At 45.4% G+C, this 14,716-nt stretch carries 17 protein-coding genes and 1 rRNA gene; 4 read left to right on the forward strand and 14 right to left on the reverse strand.

What is annotated here, in order from left to right; translation table 11 throughout:
* Positions 1–107 precede the first annotated feature (107 nt).
* Together IUA53_RS18175 and IUA53_RS18180 are read left to right on the forward strand one after the other, a co-directional pair.
* On the forward strand, positions 108–1,076 hold the full coding sequence (locus IUA53_RS18175) for a glycosyltransferase family 9 protein (protein WP_231401189.1): 969 nt from the start codon (positions 108–110) through the stop codon (positions 1,074–1,076).
* Positions 1,073–2,167 (forward strand): glycosyltransferase family 4 protein, encoded by a 1,095-nt coding sequence (locus IUA53_RS18180; protein ID WP_196897516.1) that lies wholly within the window; start codon positions 1,073–1,075, stop codon positions 2,165–2,167. The genes IUA53_RS18175 and IUA53_RS18180 overlap by 4 nt, the downstream gene beginning before the upstream one ends.
* A gap of 51 nt (positions 2,168–2,218) precedes the next feature.
* Here the strand turns inward: IUA53_RS18180 and rpsQ are convergent, their stop codons facing one another.
* The 11 genes from rpsQ to rpsJ are packed head-to-tail and all read right to left on the reverse strand — an operon-like array spanning position 2,219 to position 7,156.
* A complete protein-coding gene (gene rpsQ / locus IUA53_RS18185; RefSeq protein WP_044055731.1) occupies positions 2,219–2,476 on the reverse strand; it encodes a 30S ribosomal protein S17 in 258 nt (85 codons plus the stop codon).
* Positions 2,476–2,667 (reverse strand): 50S ribosomal protein L29, encoded by a 192-nt coding sequence (gene rpmC, locus IUA53_RS18190; protein WP_012516965.1) that lies wholly within the window; start codon positions 2,665–2,667, stop codon positions 2,476–2,478. Before rpmC ends, rpsQ begins: the two co-directional genes overlap by 1 nt.
* On the reverse strand, positions 2,667–3,077 hold the full coding sequence (gene rplP, locus IUA53_RS18195) for a 50S ribosomal protein L16 (protein WP_044055730.1): 411 nt from the start codon (positions 3,075–3,077) through the stop codon (positions 2,667–2,669). Before rplP ends, rpmC begins: the two co-directional genes overlap by 1 nt.
* 2 nt (positions 3,078–3,079) lie before the next feature.
* Complete coding sequence (gene rpsC, locus IUA53_RS18200; RefSeq protein WP_044055729.1) at positions 3,080–3,784, reverse strand: 30S ribosomal protein S3; 705 nt, start codon at positions 3,782–3,784, stop codon at positions 3,080–3,082.
* Positions 3,785–3,793: 9 nt separating this feature from the next.
* Positions 3,794–4,126 carry a 50S ribosomal protein L22 gene (rplV, locus tag IUA53_RS18205; RefSeq protein ID WP_012516962.1) on the reverse strand — a complete coding sequence of 111 codons (333 nt, stop codon included), beginning with the start codon at positions 4,124–4,126 and terminating at the stop codon, positions 3,794–3,796.
* Positions 4,127–4,137: 11 nt separating this feature from the next.
* Positions 4,138–4,413: a 30S ribosomal protein S19 gene (gene rpsS / locus IUA53_RS18210; RefSeq protein WP_012516961.1), complete on the reverse strand. Its 276-nt coding sequence runs from the start codon at positions 4,411–4,413 to the stop codon at positions 4,138–4,140.
* Positions 4,414–4,428: 15 nt separating this feature from the next.
* Positions 4,429–5,253 carry a 50S ribosomal protein L2 gene (gene rplB / locus IUA53_RS18215; protein ID WP_044055727.1) on the reverse strand — a complete coding sequence of 275 codons (825 nt, stop codon included), beginning with the start codon at positions 5,251–5,253 and terminating at the stop codon, positions 4,429–4,431.
* Between the two features lie 14 nt (positions 5,254–5,267).
* Positions 5,268–5,567, reverse strand: a complete 300-nt coding sequence (gene rplW, locus IUA53_RS18220; protein ID WP_012516959.1) for a 50S ribosomal protein L23 — start codon at positions 5,565–5,567, stop codon at positions 5,268–5,270.
* Positions 5,564–6,169, reverse strand: coding sequence for a 50S ribosomal protein L4 (rplD, locus tag IUA53_RS18225; RefSeq protein ID WP_044055726.1), 606 nt, complete (start codon positions 6,167–6,169; stop codon positions 5,564–5,566). The genes rplW and rplD overlap by 4 nt, the downstream gene beginning before the upstream one ends.
* Positions 6,170–6,187: 18 nt before the next feature.
* Entirely contained in the window at positions 6,188–6,826 is a 639-nt protein-coding gene (gene rplC / locus IUA53_RS18230; RefSeq protein WP_044055725.1) for a 50S ribosomal protein L3, read from the reverse strand.
* Positions 6,827–6,844: 18 nt separating this feature from the next.
* On the reverse strand, positions 6,845–7,156 hold the full coding sequence (gene rpsJ, locus IUA53_RS18235; protein ID WP_006012796.1) for a 30S ribosomal protein S10: 312 nt from the start codon (positions 7,154–7,156) through the stop codon (positions 6,845–6,847).
* Between the two features lie 440 nt (positions 7,157–7,596).
* On the opposite strand from rpsJ, the gene IUA53_RS18240 reads away from it, so the two are divergent.
* Positions 7,597–9,813, forward strand: coding sequence for a GspE/PulE family protein (locus IUA53_RS18240; RefSeq protein ID WP_081869416.1), 2,217 nt, complete (start codon positions 7,597–7,599; stop codon positions 9,811–9,813).
* Between the two features lie 39 nt (positions 9,814–9,852).
* On the opposite strand, the gene acnA is transcribed toward IUA53_RS18240, so the two are convergent.
* A complete protein-coding gene (gene acnA, locus IUA53_RS18245) occupies positions 9,853–12,567 on the reverse strand; it encodes an aconitate hydratase AcnA (protein ID WP_196897517.1) in 2,715 nt (904 codons plus the stop codon).
* 313 nt (positions 12,568–12,880) lie between these two features.
* Between acnA and gpmA the strand changes: the two genes are divergently transcribed.
* Entirely contained in the window at positions 12,881–13,627 is a 747-nt protein-coding gene (gene gpmA / locus IUA53_RS18250; protein WP_044055722.1) for a 2,3-diphosphoglycerate-dependent phosphoglycerate mutase, read from the forward strand.
* Between the two features lie 138 nt (positions 13,628–13,765).
* On the opposite strand, the gene IUA53_RS18255 is transcribed toward gpmA, so the two are convergent.
* Entirely contained in the window at positions 13,766–14,305 is a 540-nt protein-coding gene (locus IUA53_RS18255; RefSeq protein WP_044446026.1) for a PH domain-containing protein, read from the reverse strand.
* A 279-nt stretch (positions 14,306–14,584) separates the two neighbouring features.
* Positions 14,585–14,700, reverse strand: a 5S ribosomal RNA gene (rrf, locus tag IUA53_RS18260).
* Between the last annotated feature and the right edge of the window lie 16 nt (positions 14,701–14,716).

Here is a 14,716-nt window from a genome sequence, read left to right on the forward strand (position 1 = left end):
ATGATTAGCTAAAAGGATATTCTAAACTACTTCGAAGTATTATGCCGTCAACTTCACCTACGCCCAACGTATTGCTCATAAGGCTAAGCGCAATAGGCGACATTGTCATGGCTTCAGGACTGCCGTCAAGCATAAAACACGTTATGCCGAATGCGAAAGTGACATGGCTGGTTGAGCCAGCATACGCTGAAATGATGCGTCATCACTCACAAGTCGATGACGTGATAAGCTGGCCAAAAAACGAGTGGCGCAACTTAGCAAAGAAAAAGCGCTACTTCTCCTTATTAAAAGCCATCTTACATTTTCGTCAGACACTCAAGTCACACAGCTTTACTCATGCTATTGATGCACAGGGTCTACTCAAAAGTGCCTTTCTCGCTTGGTTAAGTGGCGCCGAAAAACGCATTGGCTTTATCAGTAAAGAACACAGCCATGTGTTGTTAACTGACCCAATACAAAAGCCTGTATCCAATGAAATAAGCAGCGAGTACCGCGCACTCGCTACCTTTATTGGCGCTTCGCATTACGCTTTAGATATGCAAGTGAGTCAGGCCGTTGATAATGACGCCCTCGCGAAACTCGGCGTACTTAATGTCACTCAGCCTTATATCGTACTTGCGCCCTTTACCACACGCCCACAAAAACACTGGCCTGTTGGGCATTGGCAAAGGTTAATAAAAGAGATAAGAAAAATGACGCCTTGGCCTATGGTTATTCTGGGCGGGCCAAGTGATGAGTGTGATGCCCAAGCCTTCTCGTTCACCGCAGACAATGTACATACACTGGCGGGTCATGCGAGTTTGGCGGAGTCAATTGCCTTGGTTGCCCACAGTGCACTTGTGGTTGGCGTTGATACTGGCCTTACCCATATGGGGACGGCATACAACAAACCCACCATTGCCATGTTTGGTTCAACCTGCCCATATACAAAAACCGATAACCCAGACACCCATGTTATCTATAAAAATTTGTCTTGCGCTCCCTGTAAACGAAAGCCTATCTGTGCAGGCACTTACGATTGTATGTGGGAAATATCCCCTGAAGACATCACTGCTATCATTAGGAAGTATCTGTGACCTTACGCGTATTGCACATTGAACTCGGCAGACACCTCTACGGAGGAGCCAAACAAGTTACCTATTTACTTAATGCTTTAGCTGATAGCCACGACATCGAGAATCATTTGCTGTGCCCGGTAAATAGCGAAATTAGCATCGCTCCGCTTTCAAAATGCCAGTTACATACTATTGCCTACCACGGTGAAACAGACCTCTTCGCGCTGGGTAAAATGATGCGTATTTGTCGCTCGGTAAAACCTGACTTGATCCATATACACAGTCGAAGAGGCGCGGATGTTTGGGGCGCGCTACTAACGAAATTCACTAAGATACCGGCAATTTGCACCCGGCGCGTAGATAATACGGAATCAAAGTTTGCTAAGTACAAGTATGGAAAATATGCCGCGGTAGCGAGTATATCCCACGGTGTGCATGAGGTGGTCAAACAGCATTGTGATAATGTTCAATATCAACCTGTTATTCACTCAAGCGTAGATTTAAGTGAATTTCACCACTACGCCGATAGAGAGTGGCTGCACGAGCGCTTTGCGATACCAAAGCATCATAAGGTGGTGGCTAATTTTGCGCAGCTTATTTCTCGAAAAGGGCAAGCCGATATCGTTTTGGCCATGAAAAAAGTGGTGCAGACCCACCCTGACGTCACCTGTTTACTATTCGGAAAAGGCAAGTTGCAAGAAAGCTATCTGGCACTGATAGAAAAGATGCGGTTAACTGAGCATGTGAAACTGTGTGGCTTTACTCAGAAAGTAGCAAAAATATTGCCTTGCGTAGACATAGTATTACATCCAGCCTACGCAGAGGGTCTAGGCGTTATTTTATTGCAAGCGGGCGCTGCTAAACGCGCCGTCATTGCCTGTCCAGTGGGTGGTATACCAGAAATTATTCATCATGAAGAAACCGGCTTAATGGTGTCGCCCGGCGATATTAACGGCATGAGCGCAGCCATTGAAAGATTATTAAATGACGAGGAACTTACTACAAAATTAGGGGAGCGACTTTTCCAACATATTAAAAGTGAATTTAGCCCTCAGGAAATGGCAAGACGATACCTTGCATTATATAAACAGGTCTGCGAGAAAAATGCATAAAAAAAGCCGCTCAATAGAGCGGCTTTTTAAGACTTTTTGAAAAGTTAGCGATTAAACGCCAGCTTTTTCAACAACGTCAACTAGAGTCCAAGTTTTGCTCTTAGACAATGGGCGACATTCACGAATAGTTACTACGTCACCTTTGTTGCACACGTTGCTTTCGTCGTGGGCGTGAAGCTTAGTAGAACGCTTGATGAACTTCCCGTAGATAGGGTGCTTAACAAAACGTTCAACAACAACAGTAATGGTTTTATCCATTTTGTTGCTAACCACACGACCTTGAACTGTACGAATTTTTTGCTCAGTCATTACGCATCAGCCTTTTGAGTCAGAATGGTTTTAACACGCGCGATGTTACGACGTACTTTTCTCAACTGATCAGTTTTTTCAAGCTGACCGGTTGTGTGCTGCATGCGCAGGTTGAACTGTTCGCGTAGCAGGTTAATCAACTCTGCGTTCAGCTCTTCTACGCTTTTGTCTTTCAGTTCAGTCGCTTTCATTACATCACCGTCCGAGTTACAAAGGTTGTTTTAAATGGCAGTTTAGCCGCTGCCAATTCAAACGCTTCGCGTGCAAGAGACTCAGGAACACCTTCCATCTCGTATAAAACACGACCAGGCTGAATTTGGCATACCCAGTACTCAACGTTACCTTTACCTTTACCTTGACGCACTTCAAGAGGCTTCTCAGTAATTGGTTTGTCAGGAAAAACTCGAATCCAAATTTTACCTTGACGCTTAACGTGACGAGTCATAGCACGACGCGCTGCTTCGATTTGACGCGCAGTCATTCGACCGCGGCCAGTCGCTTTAAGGCCGTAAGTACCAAAGGCTACAGTGCTTCCTGCAGCATAGCCGCGGTTGCGGCCTTTGTGCATCTTACGGAACTTCATGCGTTTTGGTTGTAACATGATTAGCCCTCTCGCTTAGCGTTGCGGCCTTTCTTCTTAGGTTGAGCAGCTGGTGCTTGCTCTTGAGTTGTAGGTAGTCCACCTAGAACCTCACCTTTGAAGATCCATACTTTAACGCCGATGATACCGTAGGTAGTTGCAGCTTCTGAGGTTGCGTAATCGATGTCCGCACGGAAAGTGTGCAGAGGAACGCGACCTTCACGGTACCATTCAGAACGTGCAATTTCTGCTCCGCCTAAACGACCGCTAACTTCAACTTTGATACCTTTCGCGCCTAGACGCATTGCGTTTTGTACTGCGCGCTTCATAGCACGACGGAACATAACACGACGCTCTAGCTGGCTAGAGATGCTGTCAGCGACTAACTGACCATCTAGCTCTGGCTTACGTACTTCAGCGATATTGATCTGAGCTGGCACGCCGGCTAGCTTAGATACGTGATTACGCAACTTCTCTACGTCTTCACCTTTCTTACCGATTACTACGCCTGGTCGAGCAGTGTGAATAGTCACACGGATGCTCTTAGCAGGACGCTCGATCACGATTTTAGAAAGTGAAGCGTTCTTAAGTTGCTTAGTCAGATACTGACGTACCTGATGATCGTTATACAGGTTATCTGCATAATCTGCAGTATTAGCGTACCAGGTAGAAGTCCATGGTTTGCTGATACCCAGGCGTATACCTGTAGGATGTACCTTCTGTCCCATTATCTACTCCTAGTTATCCGCTACAACCACAGTGATGTGACTGCTGCGCTTAAAGATACGATCAGCACGGCCTTTAGCACGTGGCTTGATACGCTTCATAGTTGGACCTTCGTCAACAAAAACTTTGGCAACGACTAGCTCGTCGATATCCGCGCCTTCGTTGTGCTCTGCGTTTGCAATTGCAGATTCCAAAACTTTCTTTACTAGCGCTGCGCTTTTCTTCGGGCTGTACGCAAGAACTTCTAAAGCTTTCTCAACGTGTAAACCACGAATTTGATCCGCAACCAAGCGTGCTTTTTGAGCCGACGTGCGGGCAAAACGGTGTTTAGCTAATGCTTCCATCTTCCTACCCCTTAACGTTTAGCTTTCTTGTCCGCGACATGGCCGCGGTAAGTACGCGTTGGCGCAAATTCGCCCAACTTGTGGCCGACCATTTCGTCACTAATAATGACAGGTACATGTTGGCGACCGTTATGGACCGCAATGGTCAACCCAATCATATCTGGGATGATCATAGAACGACGAGACCAAGTTTTAATTGGTTTACGTTCGTTCTTTTCCACTGCAGCCTCTACCTTCTTCAGCAAGTGAAGGTCAATAAATGGACCTTTCTTGAGAGAACGTGGCATGGTGAATCCTCGCTATTACTTGTTTCGACGACGTACGATAAGCTTATCAGTACGCTTGTTGCTTCGGGTTTTCTTACCTTTGGTAGGAACACCCCAAGGAGTTACTGGGTGACGACCACCTGACGTACGTCCTTCACCACCACCGTGTGGGTGATCAACCGGGTTCATGGCAACACCACGAACGGTAGGACGGATACCACGCCAGCGAGTTGCACCAGCTTTACCTAGTGAACGAAGCATGTGTTCTGCATTACCTACTTCACCAATGGTGGCGCGGCAATCAGATAGAACTTTACGCATTTCGCCAGAACGTAGACGTAAGGTAACGTAGTTTCCATCACGTGCTAGTATCTGAGCGTAAGCGCCAGCAGAGCGTGCAATTTGTGCACCCTTACCAGGCTTCATTTCAATGGCGTGTACAACAGTACCTACAGGAATGTTACGCATAGGTAGTGTGTTGCCAGACTTGATCGGAGCACCCGAACCAGACTGGATAGCATCACCTGCTTTCATACCTTTAGGAGCCAGAATGTAACGACGTTCACCATCTGCGTACAATACTAGAGCAATGTTTGCAGAACGGTTTGGATCATATTCTAAACGCTCAACTTTAGCTGGAATGCCGTCTTTGTTGCGTTTAAAGTCGATTACACGGTAGTGTTGCTTATGACCACCACCAATGTGACGAGTGGTAATACGACCATTGTTGTTACGACCGCCAGATTTGCTGTTCTTTTCAAGCAAAGGTGCGTACGGTGCACCTTTGTGCAGGTCAGGGTTAGTAACCTGAACAACGTGACGACGACCGGCAGAAGTTGGCTTAGCTTTCAATAATGGCATTTCTAATCCCCTTCTTACTCAGCGCCACCGACAAAGTCGATGTCCTGACCTTCTTTAAGAACCACGTAGGCCTTTTTCCAGTCGCTGCGTTTACCGAATGACATGCCGTGACGCTTGGTTTTACCCTTAACGTTCACAGTACGAACACCTTCAACCTCAACTTCAAACAGTTTTTCAACTGCTGCTTTGATTTCAGCTTTGTTCGCGTCTTTCGCTACTTTAAATACAACTGTGTTATTCGCTTCAGCAGCCATAGTAGACTTTTCTGAAACGTGCGGTGCTACTAGCACCTTCAGTAGACGTTCTTCTTTCATGCTAACGCCTCCTCAAGTTGTTTAACCGCATCAGCAGTGATTAGCACTTTTTCAAATGCAATCAAGCTCACTGGGTCGATGCCTGCTACGTCACGTACGTCAACTTTGTACAAGTTGCGTGCCGCTAGGAACAAGTTTTCATCAACTTCAGGAGTAACGATAAGAACATCATTTAGTTCATATTCGTTCAGTGCTGAAATAAGTGCTTTTGTCTTAGGTGCGTCAACACCAAACTTCTCAACAACAACCAAACGGTCTTGACGAATAAGTTCAGACAAGATGCTCTTAATTGCACCGCGATACATTTTCTTGTTAACTTTTTGATCAAAGTCACGAGGCTTAGCAGCGAATGCACGGCCACCACCAACCCAAATTGGGCTGCGGATAGTACCGGCACGAGCACGACCTGTGCCTTTTTGACGCCATGGCTTCTTACCACCACCACGTACTTCAGCGCGAGTTTTCTGCGCCTTTGTACCCTGACGAGCACCTGCACCGTAAGCTACAACGACCTGGTGTACCAGGGCTTCGTTGAATTCACGTCCAAAGGTCGCTTCGGATACTTCAAGAGCGCTTTGCGCATCTTTCAATGTTAATTCCATCAGTTCACTCCCCAGACGTTACGCTTTAACAGCTGGCAAAACGATAACATCGCCGCCAGTTGCGCCAGGTACGGCACCTTTAACAAGGATAAGGCTGTTTTCTACGTCTACACGTACAACTTCTAAAGACTGCGTAGTCACTTGCTTGTTACCAAGCTGACCGGCCATTTTCTTGCCTTTAAAAACTTTACCAGGTGATTGGTTTTGACCAATCGAACCAGGTGCGCGGTGAGACAAAGAGTTACCGTGAGTCATACGCTGTGAACTGAAGTTCCAACGTTTGATTGCGCCAGCAAAACCTTTACCCTTTGATGTACCAGTTACATCAATTTTCTTAGTGTCGTTAAAGATTTCAACAGTGATTTCACCGCCTACTTCAATATCAACACCTTCATTTTCTTCCAGGCGAAACTCAACTAGAGTGCGACCAGCTTCAACACCAGCTTTAGCAAAATGACCTGCTTCAGCTTTGTTGACGCGGTTAGCTTTCTTAGTTCCAGTAGTAACCTGAAGAGCGCGATAACCATCTGTTTCTTCAGTGCGTAACTGAGTAACACGGTTTGGGGTCGCTTCAATAACAGTCACAGGGATAGACGTACCATCTTCAGTGAAGATGCGAGTCATACCCACTTTACGACCGACTAGACCAATCGCCATTGTTATTACCCTCTCTTGTTAGCCCAGGCTGATTTGAACATCAACGCCGGCAGCCAAGTCCAAACGCATCAACGCGTCAACTGTTTTATCAGTTGGCTCGATGATGTCTACCAAACGCTTGTGAGTACGAATCTCATATTGGTCACGTGCATCTTTATTTACGTGAGGAGATGTCAATACTGTATAGCGTTCTTTGCGAGTAGGCAGAGGAATAGGACCGCTGACCTGAGCACCAGTACGTTTCGCCGTTTCAACGATTTCAGCCGTAGACTGATCGATCAACTTGTGATCAAACGCTTTCAAACGAATACGAATTCTTTGATTTGGCATCGATTAAGCTCCAATCGAAAGAACAAAAAAATTCACCCTTTCTCTTCCACTTATTTCGGAAAGAAAGGATGTGCGTAAACCGATGGTTCCCAATTGGAACCCTGTTCTTTATTCTCAGCACGCCCGCGACAGTCTTATCAGTAATGATGAACCTGCTGCTTCGACAACCACCCTAAAAACAGTGAGGTCGTGGCTAAAAATTCAATGCCTTATGTAGGCAGTGGGCGCGAATTATACAGAAGCCGCCCATCATTGCAACCACAAGATTGCTTTTTGTGCATCTTTTTTGCACAACGTCATATTTTCAAATAAACGCCTTCTTCTGCATTTACACGTGTCCCCGCCTTAAGTGCTATTGCAGCAATGGAGTCGGCGTTATATTGTGTGATGGAATTTAATGAATTGGATAAACCGCAGCCCTACGCTCGCGCTCAGTAATTATGGTAGAAGCACCTCAACCACCGCTTTTTGCAAACATAAAACGCATTCTTGATAATCATTCGTCATTATTAGACGCATACAGTTTGTTAGAGCCGATAATACTTGATTTGTTTAATGCTCAGCGTATGAGTATCTTCCAGCGTCGACGCCAACATCAAGACTTAGTGGCGCGTTTTAAAACCGGTAAAGAAACGCTAGAAATTAAAGTCCCCATCAGTCCCATGTCTATTGCTGGGTATGTGGCGCTTTCACAAACCCCATTGCTTATTGACAACCCTTACGATCAACAAGAGTTGAAAGCGGTTCATCCGCGCCTTCGCTTTGCCGATAAATTTGATAAAACAAGCGACTTTAAGACCCATAATATCCTTTGTATTCCTATCATGAATGCTGGTGTGCTGATGGGCGTCATGCAAATCATTAATAAGAAGGCCGGTGGGTTTACCCAGATTGATTTAAAGCGCGCTCAAGATTTGACCTTAGTATTAGGAGATAAGTTTCGCTTCGAACTTGGCGGCACTCACCATCCCTTCGACTTGCTTATTCACCGCCAGTTAGTGTCAAAAGCAGTTCTGTCTGAGTTAGAGGCGACAAGCAGCGACACCAAAACGCTCATTCAACGCCTAAGCTCTGAACACCGTATTGCAGACCAGGAAATTGGCAATGCGTTGTCGACACATTACCAAGTTCCCTATATTGGTTATCTCCCGGATAAATACCAAAGGTATGAGGGTGAAAGTAAGCTTAATCTTTCCTATTTAAAGCGAAATTTCGTTGCCGTTATTGCCGATGTACGAGACAACCCAATTGTGCTTATGGCTGAGCCGAATAATGCCGCGTTATTAATGGAAATTGAAAGCGCCCTTGGCATAGAAAGTTACGACATTGCGGTTGGCCTACCTAGTCAAATATTACAGTATTTAGGTGAAGGTTCTGGCGGTGGCACGCCTGGAGAAATGAGCGAAATTCTTGATGAGATTGGTACTACAGCGGAAGAAAAGGAAGAGCATCTTGACGAACTCTCTGATGACGCCCCGGCGGTGGTTCGCCTGGTAAGTCGCATTCTGCATGATGCAAAACGCTTGAGTGCTTCTGACATTCACATAGACCCCGAAAAGAATGCGCCCACGAGGGTGAGAATGCGAGTAGATGGTGTTTGTCGAGATATGAGCCAAGTACCTAACTCTCATCACAATGCGGTAATCGCACGGATTAAAATCATGTCTAATCTGAATATCGCAGAAAAACGGGTGCCTCAAGATGGCAAGCTCGCCTTTAACATGAACGGACAACTTGTGGAAGTTCGGGTTGCGACCATTCCCACGGTGGCTGGCGAAGGCGTTGTTATGCGTATTCTTGCTTCTGGTGGCGCTATGCCAATAGAAAAAATGAATTTAGCCCCCAGCAATCGTGCACGATTAGAAGACATGATTAAAAAGCCCCACGGCATACTCTTGGTCGTTGGCCCTACGGGTTCCGGTAAAACCACCACGTTGCATGCCATACTCGGCTACTTAAATACACCTGAAAAGAAAATATGGACAGCAGAAGACCCCGTTGAAATAACGCAGCCAGGTTTACAGCAGGTTCAGGTTAGCCCCAAAATTGGCTTTACCTTTGCAAACGCATTACGTGCATTCCTTCGTGCAGACCCCGATATCATTCTTATTGGCGAAATGCGCGATAAAGAAACCGCCCATGCAGGTATAGAAGCGTCGTTAACAGGGCACTTAGTTCTGTCAACACTGCATACAAATTCCGCCCCCGAAACCATTACGCGGTTATTAGATTTAGGCCTAGACCCGGTTAACTTTTCTGATGCCTGTGTGGGTATATTAGCTCAGCGTCTTATTCGAACCTTATGTAAGCAGTGTAAAGAAAAGTACGTGGCGTCAGAAAGTGACGTGGCTTTTATAAAACGTCAATATGGCAATGACTTTATAGAAGAACTCAAGCTTCCCGCGTCTCTTTCCTTGTTTAGAGCAAATGGCTGTGAAGAGTGTGGCCATACCGGCTATAAAGGAAGAACCGGTGTACACGAACTATTGGGGATGACGCCAGAGCTACGCTCGTTAGTCTACAAAGAGGCCAGTGTCGCGCAGATGAAACAGCAAGCTGCGAAAGATGGTATGCGAACCTTGGCGCAAGATGCCATTTTGAAAGTACTCAAAGGGGATACTGACATTGCCCAGGTTCAGATTGTCAGTGGTGAATAAAAAGGGAGCTTTACGCTCCCTTTCACATCGACTTACGAATTAAGCGTGTTTTAAATATTCACGAATCACGTAATGTAAAATTCCACCATGTTCGAAGTAGGTGAACTCATTAGATGTATCAATCCTAATATCCATCATGAACTTTGTGGTTTCCCCTTCGAAAGAGGTCATTTTCACTTGCACGTCTTTTTGGCCTCGCTCAATAGCATCTATAGAGAAGGTTTCATTCCCCTTAATGTTTAAGCTTTCAGCGCTGTCGCCAGATTTAAACTGAAGAGGTAAAATCCCCATCCCAATGAGGTTTGAGCGGTGAATTCGCTCATAGCTTTCAGCAAATACGACTTTGACGCCCATCAACGAGGGGCCTTTTGCCGCCCAATCTCGACTTGAGCCTGTACCATACTCCTTGCCGCCAATGACAATGGCTGGGGTACCTTCTTCTTTATAACGCATTGCCGCATCGAAGATAGACATGGCATCACCACTCGGGAAGTGAGTAGTAGCGCTGCCCGTTGTACCTGGTGCCAAATGGTTTTTTAACCTTACGTTAGCAAAGGTGCCGCGCATCATCACTTCATGGTTACCACGACGAGAGCCATAAGAATTGAAGTCTTTTACGTCAATACCATTTTCCTGTAAATACAAGCCTGCCGGACTGTTTGGTGCAATGGAGCCCGCCGGGGAAATGTGGTCGGTGGTAATGGAGTCGCCCACTTTAACGAGACAACGGGCGTTCTCAATAGACGTGAGAACTTCCGGTGTACTGCCCATGGTTTGAAAAAACGGGGGATGCTTAATATAGGTAGAGTCGGGCCAGTCATACACAGACGTTTTACTGACAGGCAAATCATTCCACACGCCGTTTCCTTTGAAAACGTCCGCATACTTTTCTTTGAACAAGTCACCAGACACATACTTCGCAATACGTGAATCAATTTCCTCTTTTGTTGGCCAGATATCTTTCAAATACACTGGATTTCCACTGTCATCAGTGCCCAAGGGTTCTCGAGTAATATCAATATTCATATTGCCCGCTATAGCGTAAGCCACAACCAACGGCGGTGAAGCCAGGTAGTTAGCCGCAATATCTGCATGAATCCGACCCTCGAAATTACGGTTACCAGATAAAACCGATGTCACCGTCAGCTTGGCCTTTCTAATGGCGCTTGAAATTTCGTCAGGCAGAGGACCTGAATTTCCAATACACGTGGTACAACCGTATCCCACTAAATTAAAACCAAGGGCTTTCAGGGGATCCATTAATTGCGCATCTTCAAGATACTGAGTGACAACTTGCGAACCAGGCGCGAGTGATGTTTTCACCCATGGCTTGCGCGCTAGGCCTTTTTCAACCGCTTTCTGGGCCAGCAAACCTGCCCCTATTAGCACGGAAGCATTTGACGTATTGGTACAGCTGGTGATAGCCGCAATAACAATTGCCCCATCTTCCAAATTAAATTTCTTGCCACCAAATTCAACATAGGAATCGTGTTCTTCATCAATTTCTGGTGCAACACCGCCTTCCGCTACAAATTTAGCCTCTTCTTCGATGACTTGTACATCAATCTGAGACTTATGCCACTCATTGAAGGCCTCCGCCGCGTTATCCAACGCGATTTTGTCTTGTGGACGCTTAGGCCCCGCAATGGAGGGAACCACTTCATTCAGATTGAGTTCTAGTGTTTCGTGGTACTGTGCATCTTTAGTGAAATCGTCATGCCACAGATTGGAAGATTTGGCGTAAGTTTCCACTAGCGTAATTTGCGCTTCGTCTCTTCCTGTCAGCCTTAAATAGTCGAGCGCCACATCATCAATAGGAAAAATACCACATGTGGCGCCGTATTCTGGTGCCATGTTTGCGATGGTCGCTCTGTCTGCAGTAGTGAGATGTTTTAACCCTGGACCATAAAACTCAACAAACTTACCCACCACGCCGTGTTGTCGTAACTGTTGGGTAATAGTGAGCACCATGTCGGTAGCCGTAACGCCGGCAGGCAATTCACCTGATAATCTAAACCCGACCACTTTGGGTAGTAACATAGTCACCGGTTGCCCCAACATTGCTGCTTCAGCTTCAATGCCACCTACGCCCCATCCCAATACACCTAACCCATTGATCATGGTGGTGTGGGAGTCGGTGCCAACTAACGTATCTGGATAAACTAGCGTGTCATTGCCGTCTTGCTTAGTAAACGCACATCGAGCTAAATACTCAAGGTTTACCTGATGCACAATACCTCGGCCAGGAGGAACCACTTTGAAGTTATCAAAGCTAGATTGCCCCCACTTAAGGAACTGGTAGCGCTCTTTGTTACGCTGAATTTCAATATCTGTGTTCTTCTCAAGGGCATCTTCTTCACCGAAGTGGTCAACCATAACAGAATGATCAATAACTAATTCCACTGGATTCAGTGGATTAATTGCCTGGGCATCACCACCAAGTTTGTTAATGGCATCTCGCATGGCGGCTAAATCAACAATGGCGGGAACACCAGTGAAATCCTGTAGGATTACCCTTGCCGGAACGAAAGAAATTTCATGTTGCGCATGGTTCTCGGTATCCCACTTAGCGACTTGCTCTATATCGTCGCTTGAGACAAACTCTTTGTCTTCATGACGTAACAAGTTTTCTAACAGGATTTTGATACAAAATGGAAGTCGGTCTAGTGCGTATTTTTCACTAAGATTGTCGAAACTAATTGCTTTATAAGCGTTGCCACTACTTTCTATAGTGGTAAATGATTGGTATTTCACGCGCTCACCTTCCTTATTTGCCTGTTCAATAAATAAAATTCACGGAGCAGCTAGTGTGTCTGCGTACACTTACCTGTTTCATTTCGTATCAGCACAAACCTATTTATGCTGATTGACCGTGACTTACCATGTATACGCAACAAAGGTGAAAAAAAGTTCATCAACACCGACCTGTAGAATTCCAGTTAAGGAAACTGGATTTTTTATTGCCAATCAAGGATGATAGCAGCACGATTTTCTATATACGTCTGAACGTCTATTTGATTAGGTGTTATTCAGATATATTCACTTTAACGCCACAGGTAACTTTACTATGTATAAACTGGTACTTATTCGTCACGGAGAGAGTCAGTGGAACCTTGAAAACCGTTTCACAGGCTGGCATGACGTGGATTTGACCGACACTGGCGTAGCGCAAGCTAAGACGGCTGGTCAATTAATGAAGGATGCAGGTTTTGAATTTGATCAGGCCTACACCTCAGTATTACTTCGCGCTATTAAAACCCTTAATATTGCGCTTGAAGAAATGGGACAACACTACCTTCCCGTTGAGCGTCATTGGCGCTTAAATGAACGCCACTACGGTGCGCTTACTGGCCTAGATAAAGCTGAAACTGCAGCTAAGCACGGTGAAGAGCAAGTTAAAATTTGGCGCCGTAGCTTTGATATTCCACCGCCAGCGGTAGAAACGGAAAGTGAACATTTCCCTGGACACGATGCACGTTATAACAACGTAGATGCAGAGATTCTTCCTCGCGGTGAAAGCCTTAAACTCACGATAGAACGCGTGTTACCTTACTGGCACGATGTTATTCGCCCAGACATTCAAGCTGGCAAACGCGTTATTATTGCGGCCCACGGGAACAGTTTACGTGCCCTAGTTAAATACTTAGACGGCATGTCTGATGAAGAAGTGCTTGGCTTAAATATCCCTACAGGTGTACCGCTAGTATATGAACTAGATGAGAACCTGAAGCCTATTTCTAAAGAGTATTTAGGTGATGCTGACGCAATTAAAGCAATGATGGATGCTGTAGCCAAACAGGGTCAAGCTAAGTAAAACACGTTTTGTTTTGATTAAGCTAAGCCAGCTGTGTGAAGAGCCTACATAGATGTACGTCTAATTAGAGCACTTTATTCAGCTGGTTTTTTTATGCGTGGCGAACCAGAGGTGTATAAAAACGACGTGGCGATAATACTACTGTTTTTTCTCTCTCAGCATTTCTTCTAAGAGCACTTCAATTCGCTTTACACTCGATAGTAGCTCTGTCATTTCGCTATCTTTTGTACGTTTGTTTTCATAGTTAGGCGTTGCAGCCGTATTCATTTTATCTTTTTGCGAAAGTATTGTTTCTCTAAAGCCCTCTGCATCATCAATTCCTATTAATGAAACTAGTGCACCTTGTGCTGACTGACCAGCAGTTTCAAAGCTAAGCCGGTATAGATCGAACATACGCATTAGGGGCCCCTGAATCATGGCTACGTCGGTAATTTTTTCTAACGGAATAGACTTCTCTTCTTTATGCCAAATACCGCGTTTAACAACTAACTTGCGTTCGGTAATCGTCGCAGACATTGCATTTATAATTTTGGAACTGAAAAATAAAAACAGGGGTATGGTAATAATCAGTAAAGGAATACCCACAACAGTGAAGGTTGAAAACAACAAAAAGCTAACTAGCCAATAGCGTTTAACCGCTGGGTTAAAGGCTGCGTTTAATATAACTGGTTCGGTCATCGAATATTCTCACCGTGTCTGAAAGTCATCCTAAACATGCCAACCTTCAAAAGCTTAAATCATACTATTAGCTTACTCGCTAAATGTTCACTTGTCTTGTGAAAGCAAAAGTAAGGACCAGCGTACTGGGTAAAGTGTAAACGGTGAGATTGATGGTGTGAGATTAATGGGGTCAGAGTACTTTATTGTGAATAAAAAAGTACTCTGACCCCATTTTTAGGCTTTGTCTAAACGCCAGAAAGCAAAAAACCCGCCGTAAGGCGGGTTTTTCTAATAGGGACTTGGCAGTGTCCTACTCTCACATGGGGAAACCCCACACTACCATCGGCGCTAATACGTTTCACTTCTGAGTTCGGAATGGGATCAGGTGGTACCGTATCGCTATGGCTGCCAAGAAATTTGGTAACAATT

The sequence above is a fragment of the Alteromonas sp. B31-7 genome, assembly GCF_015767655.1.
GTDB classification, from domain to species: domain Bacteria; phylum Pseudomonadota; class Gammaproteobacteria; order Enterobacterales; family Alteromonadaceae; genus Alteromonas; species Alteromonas australica.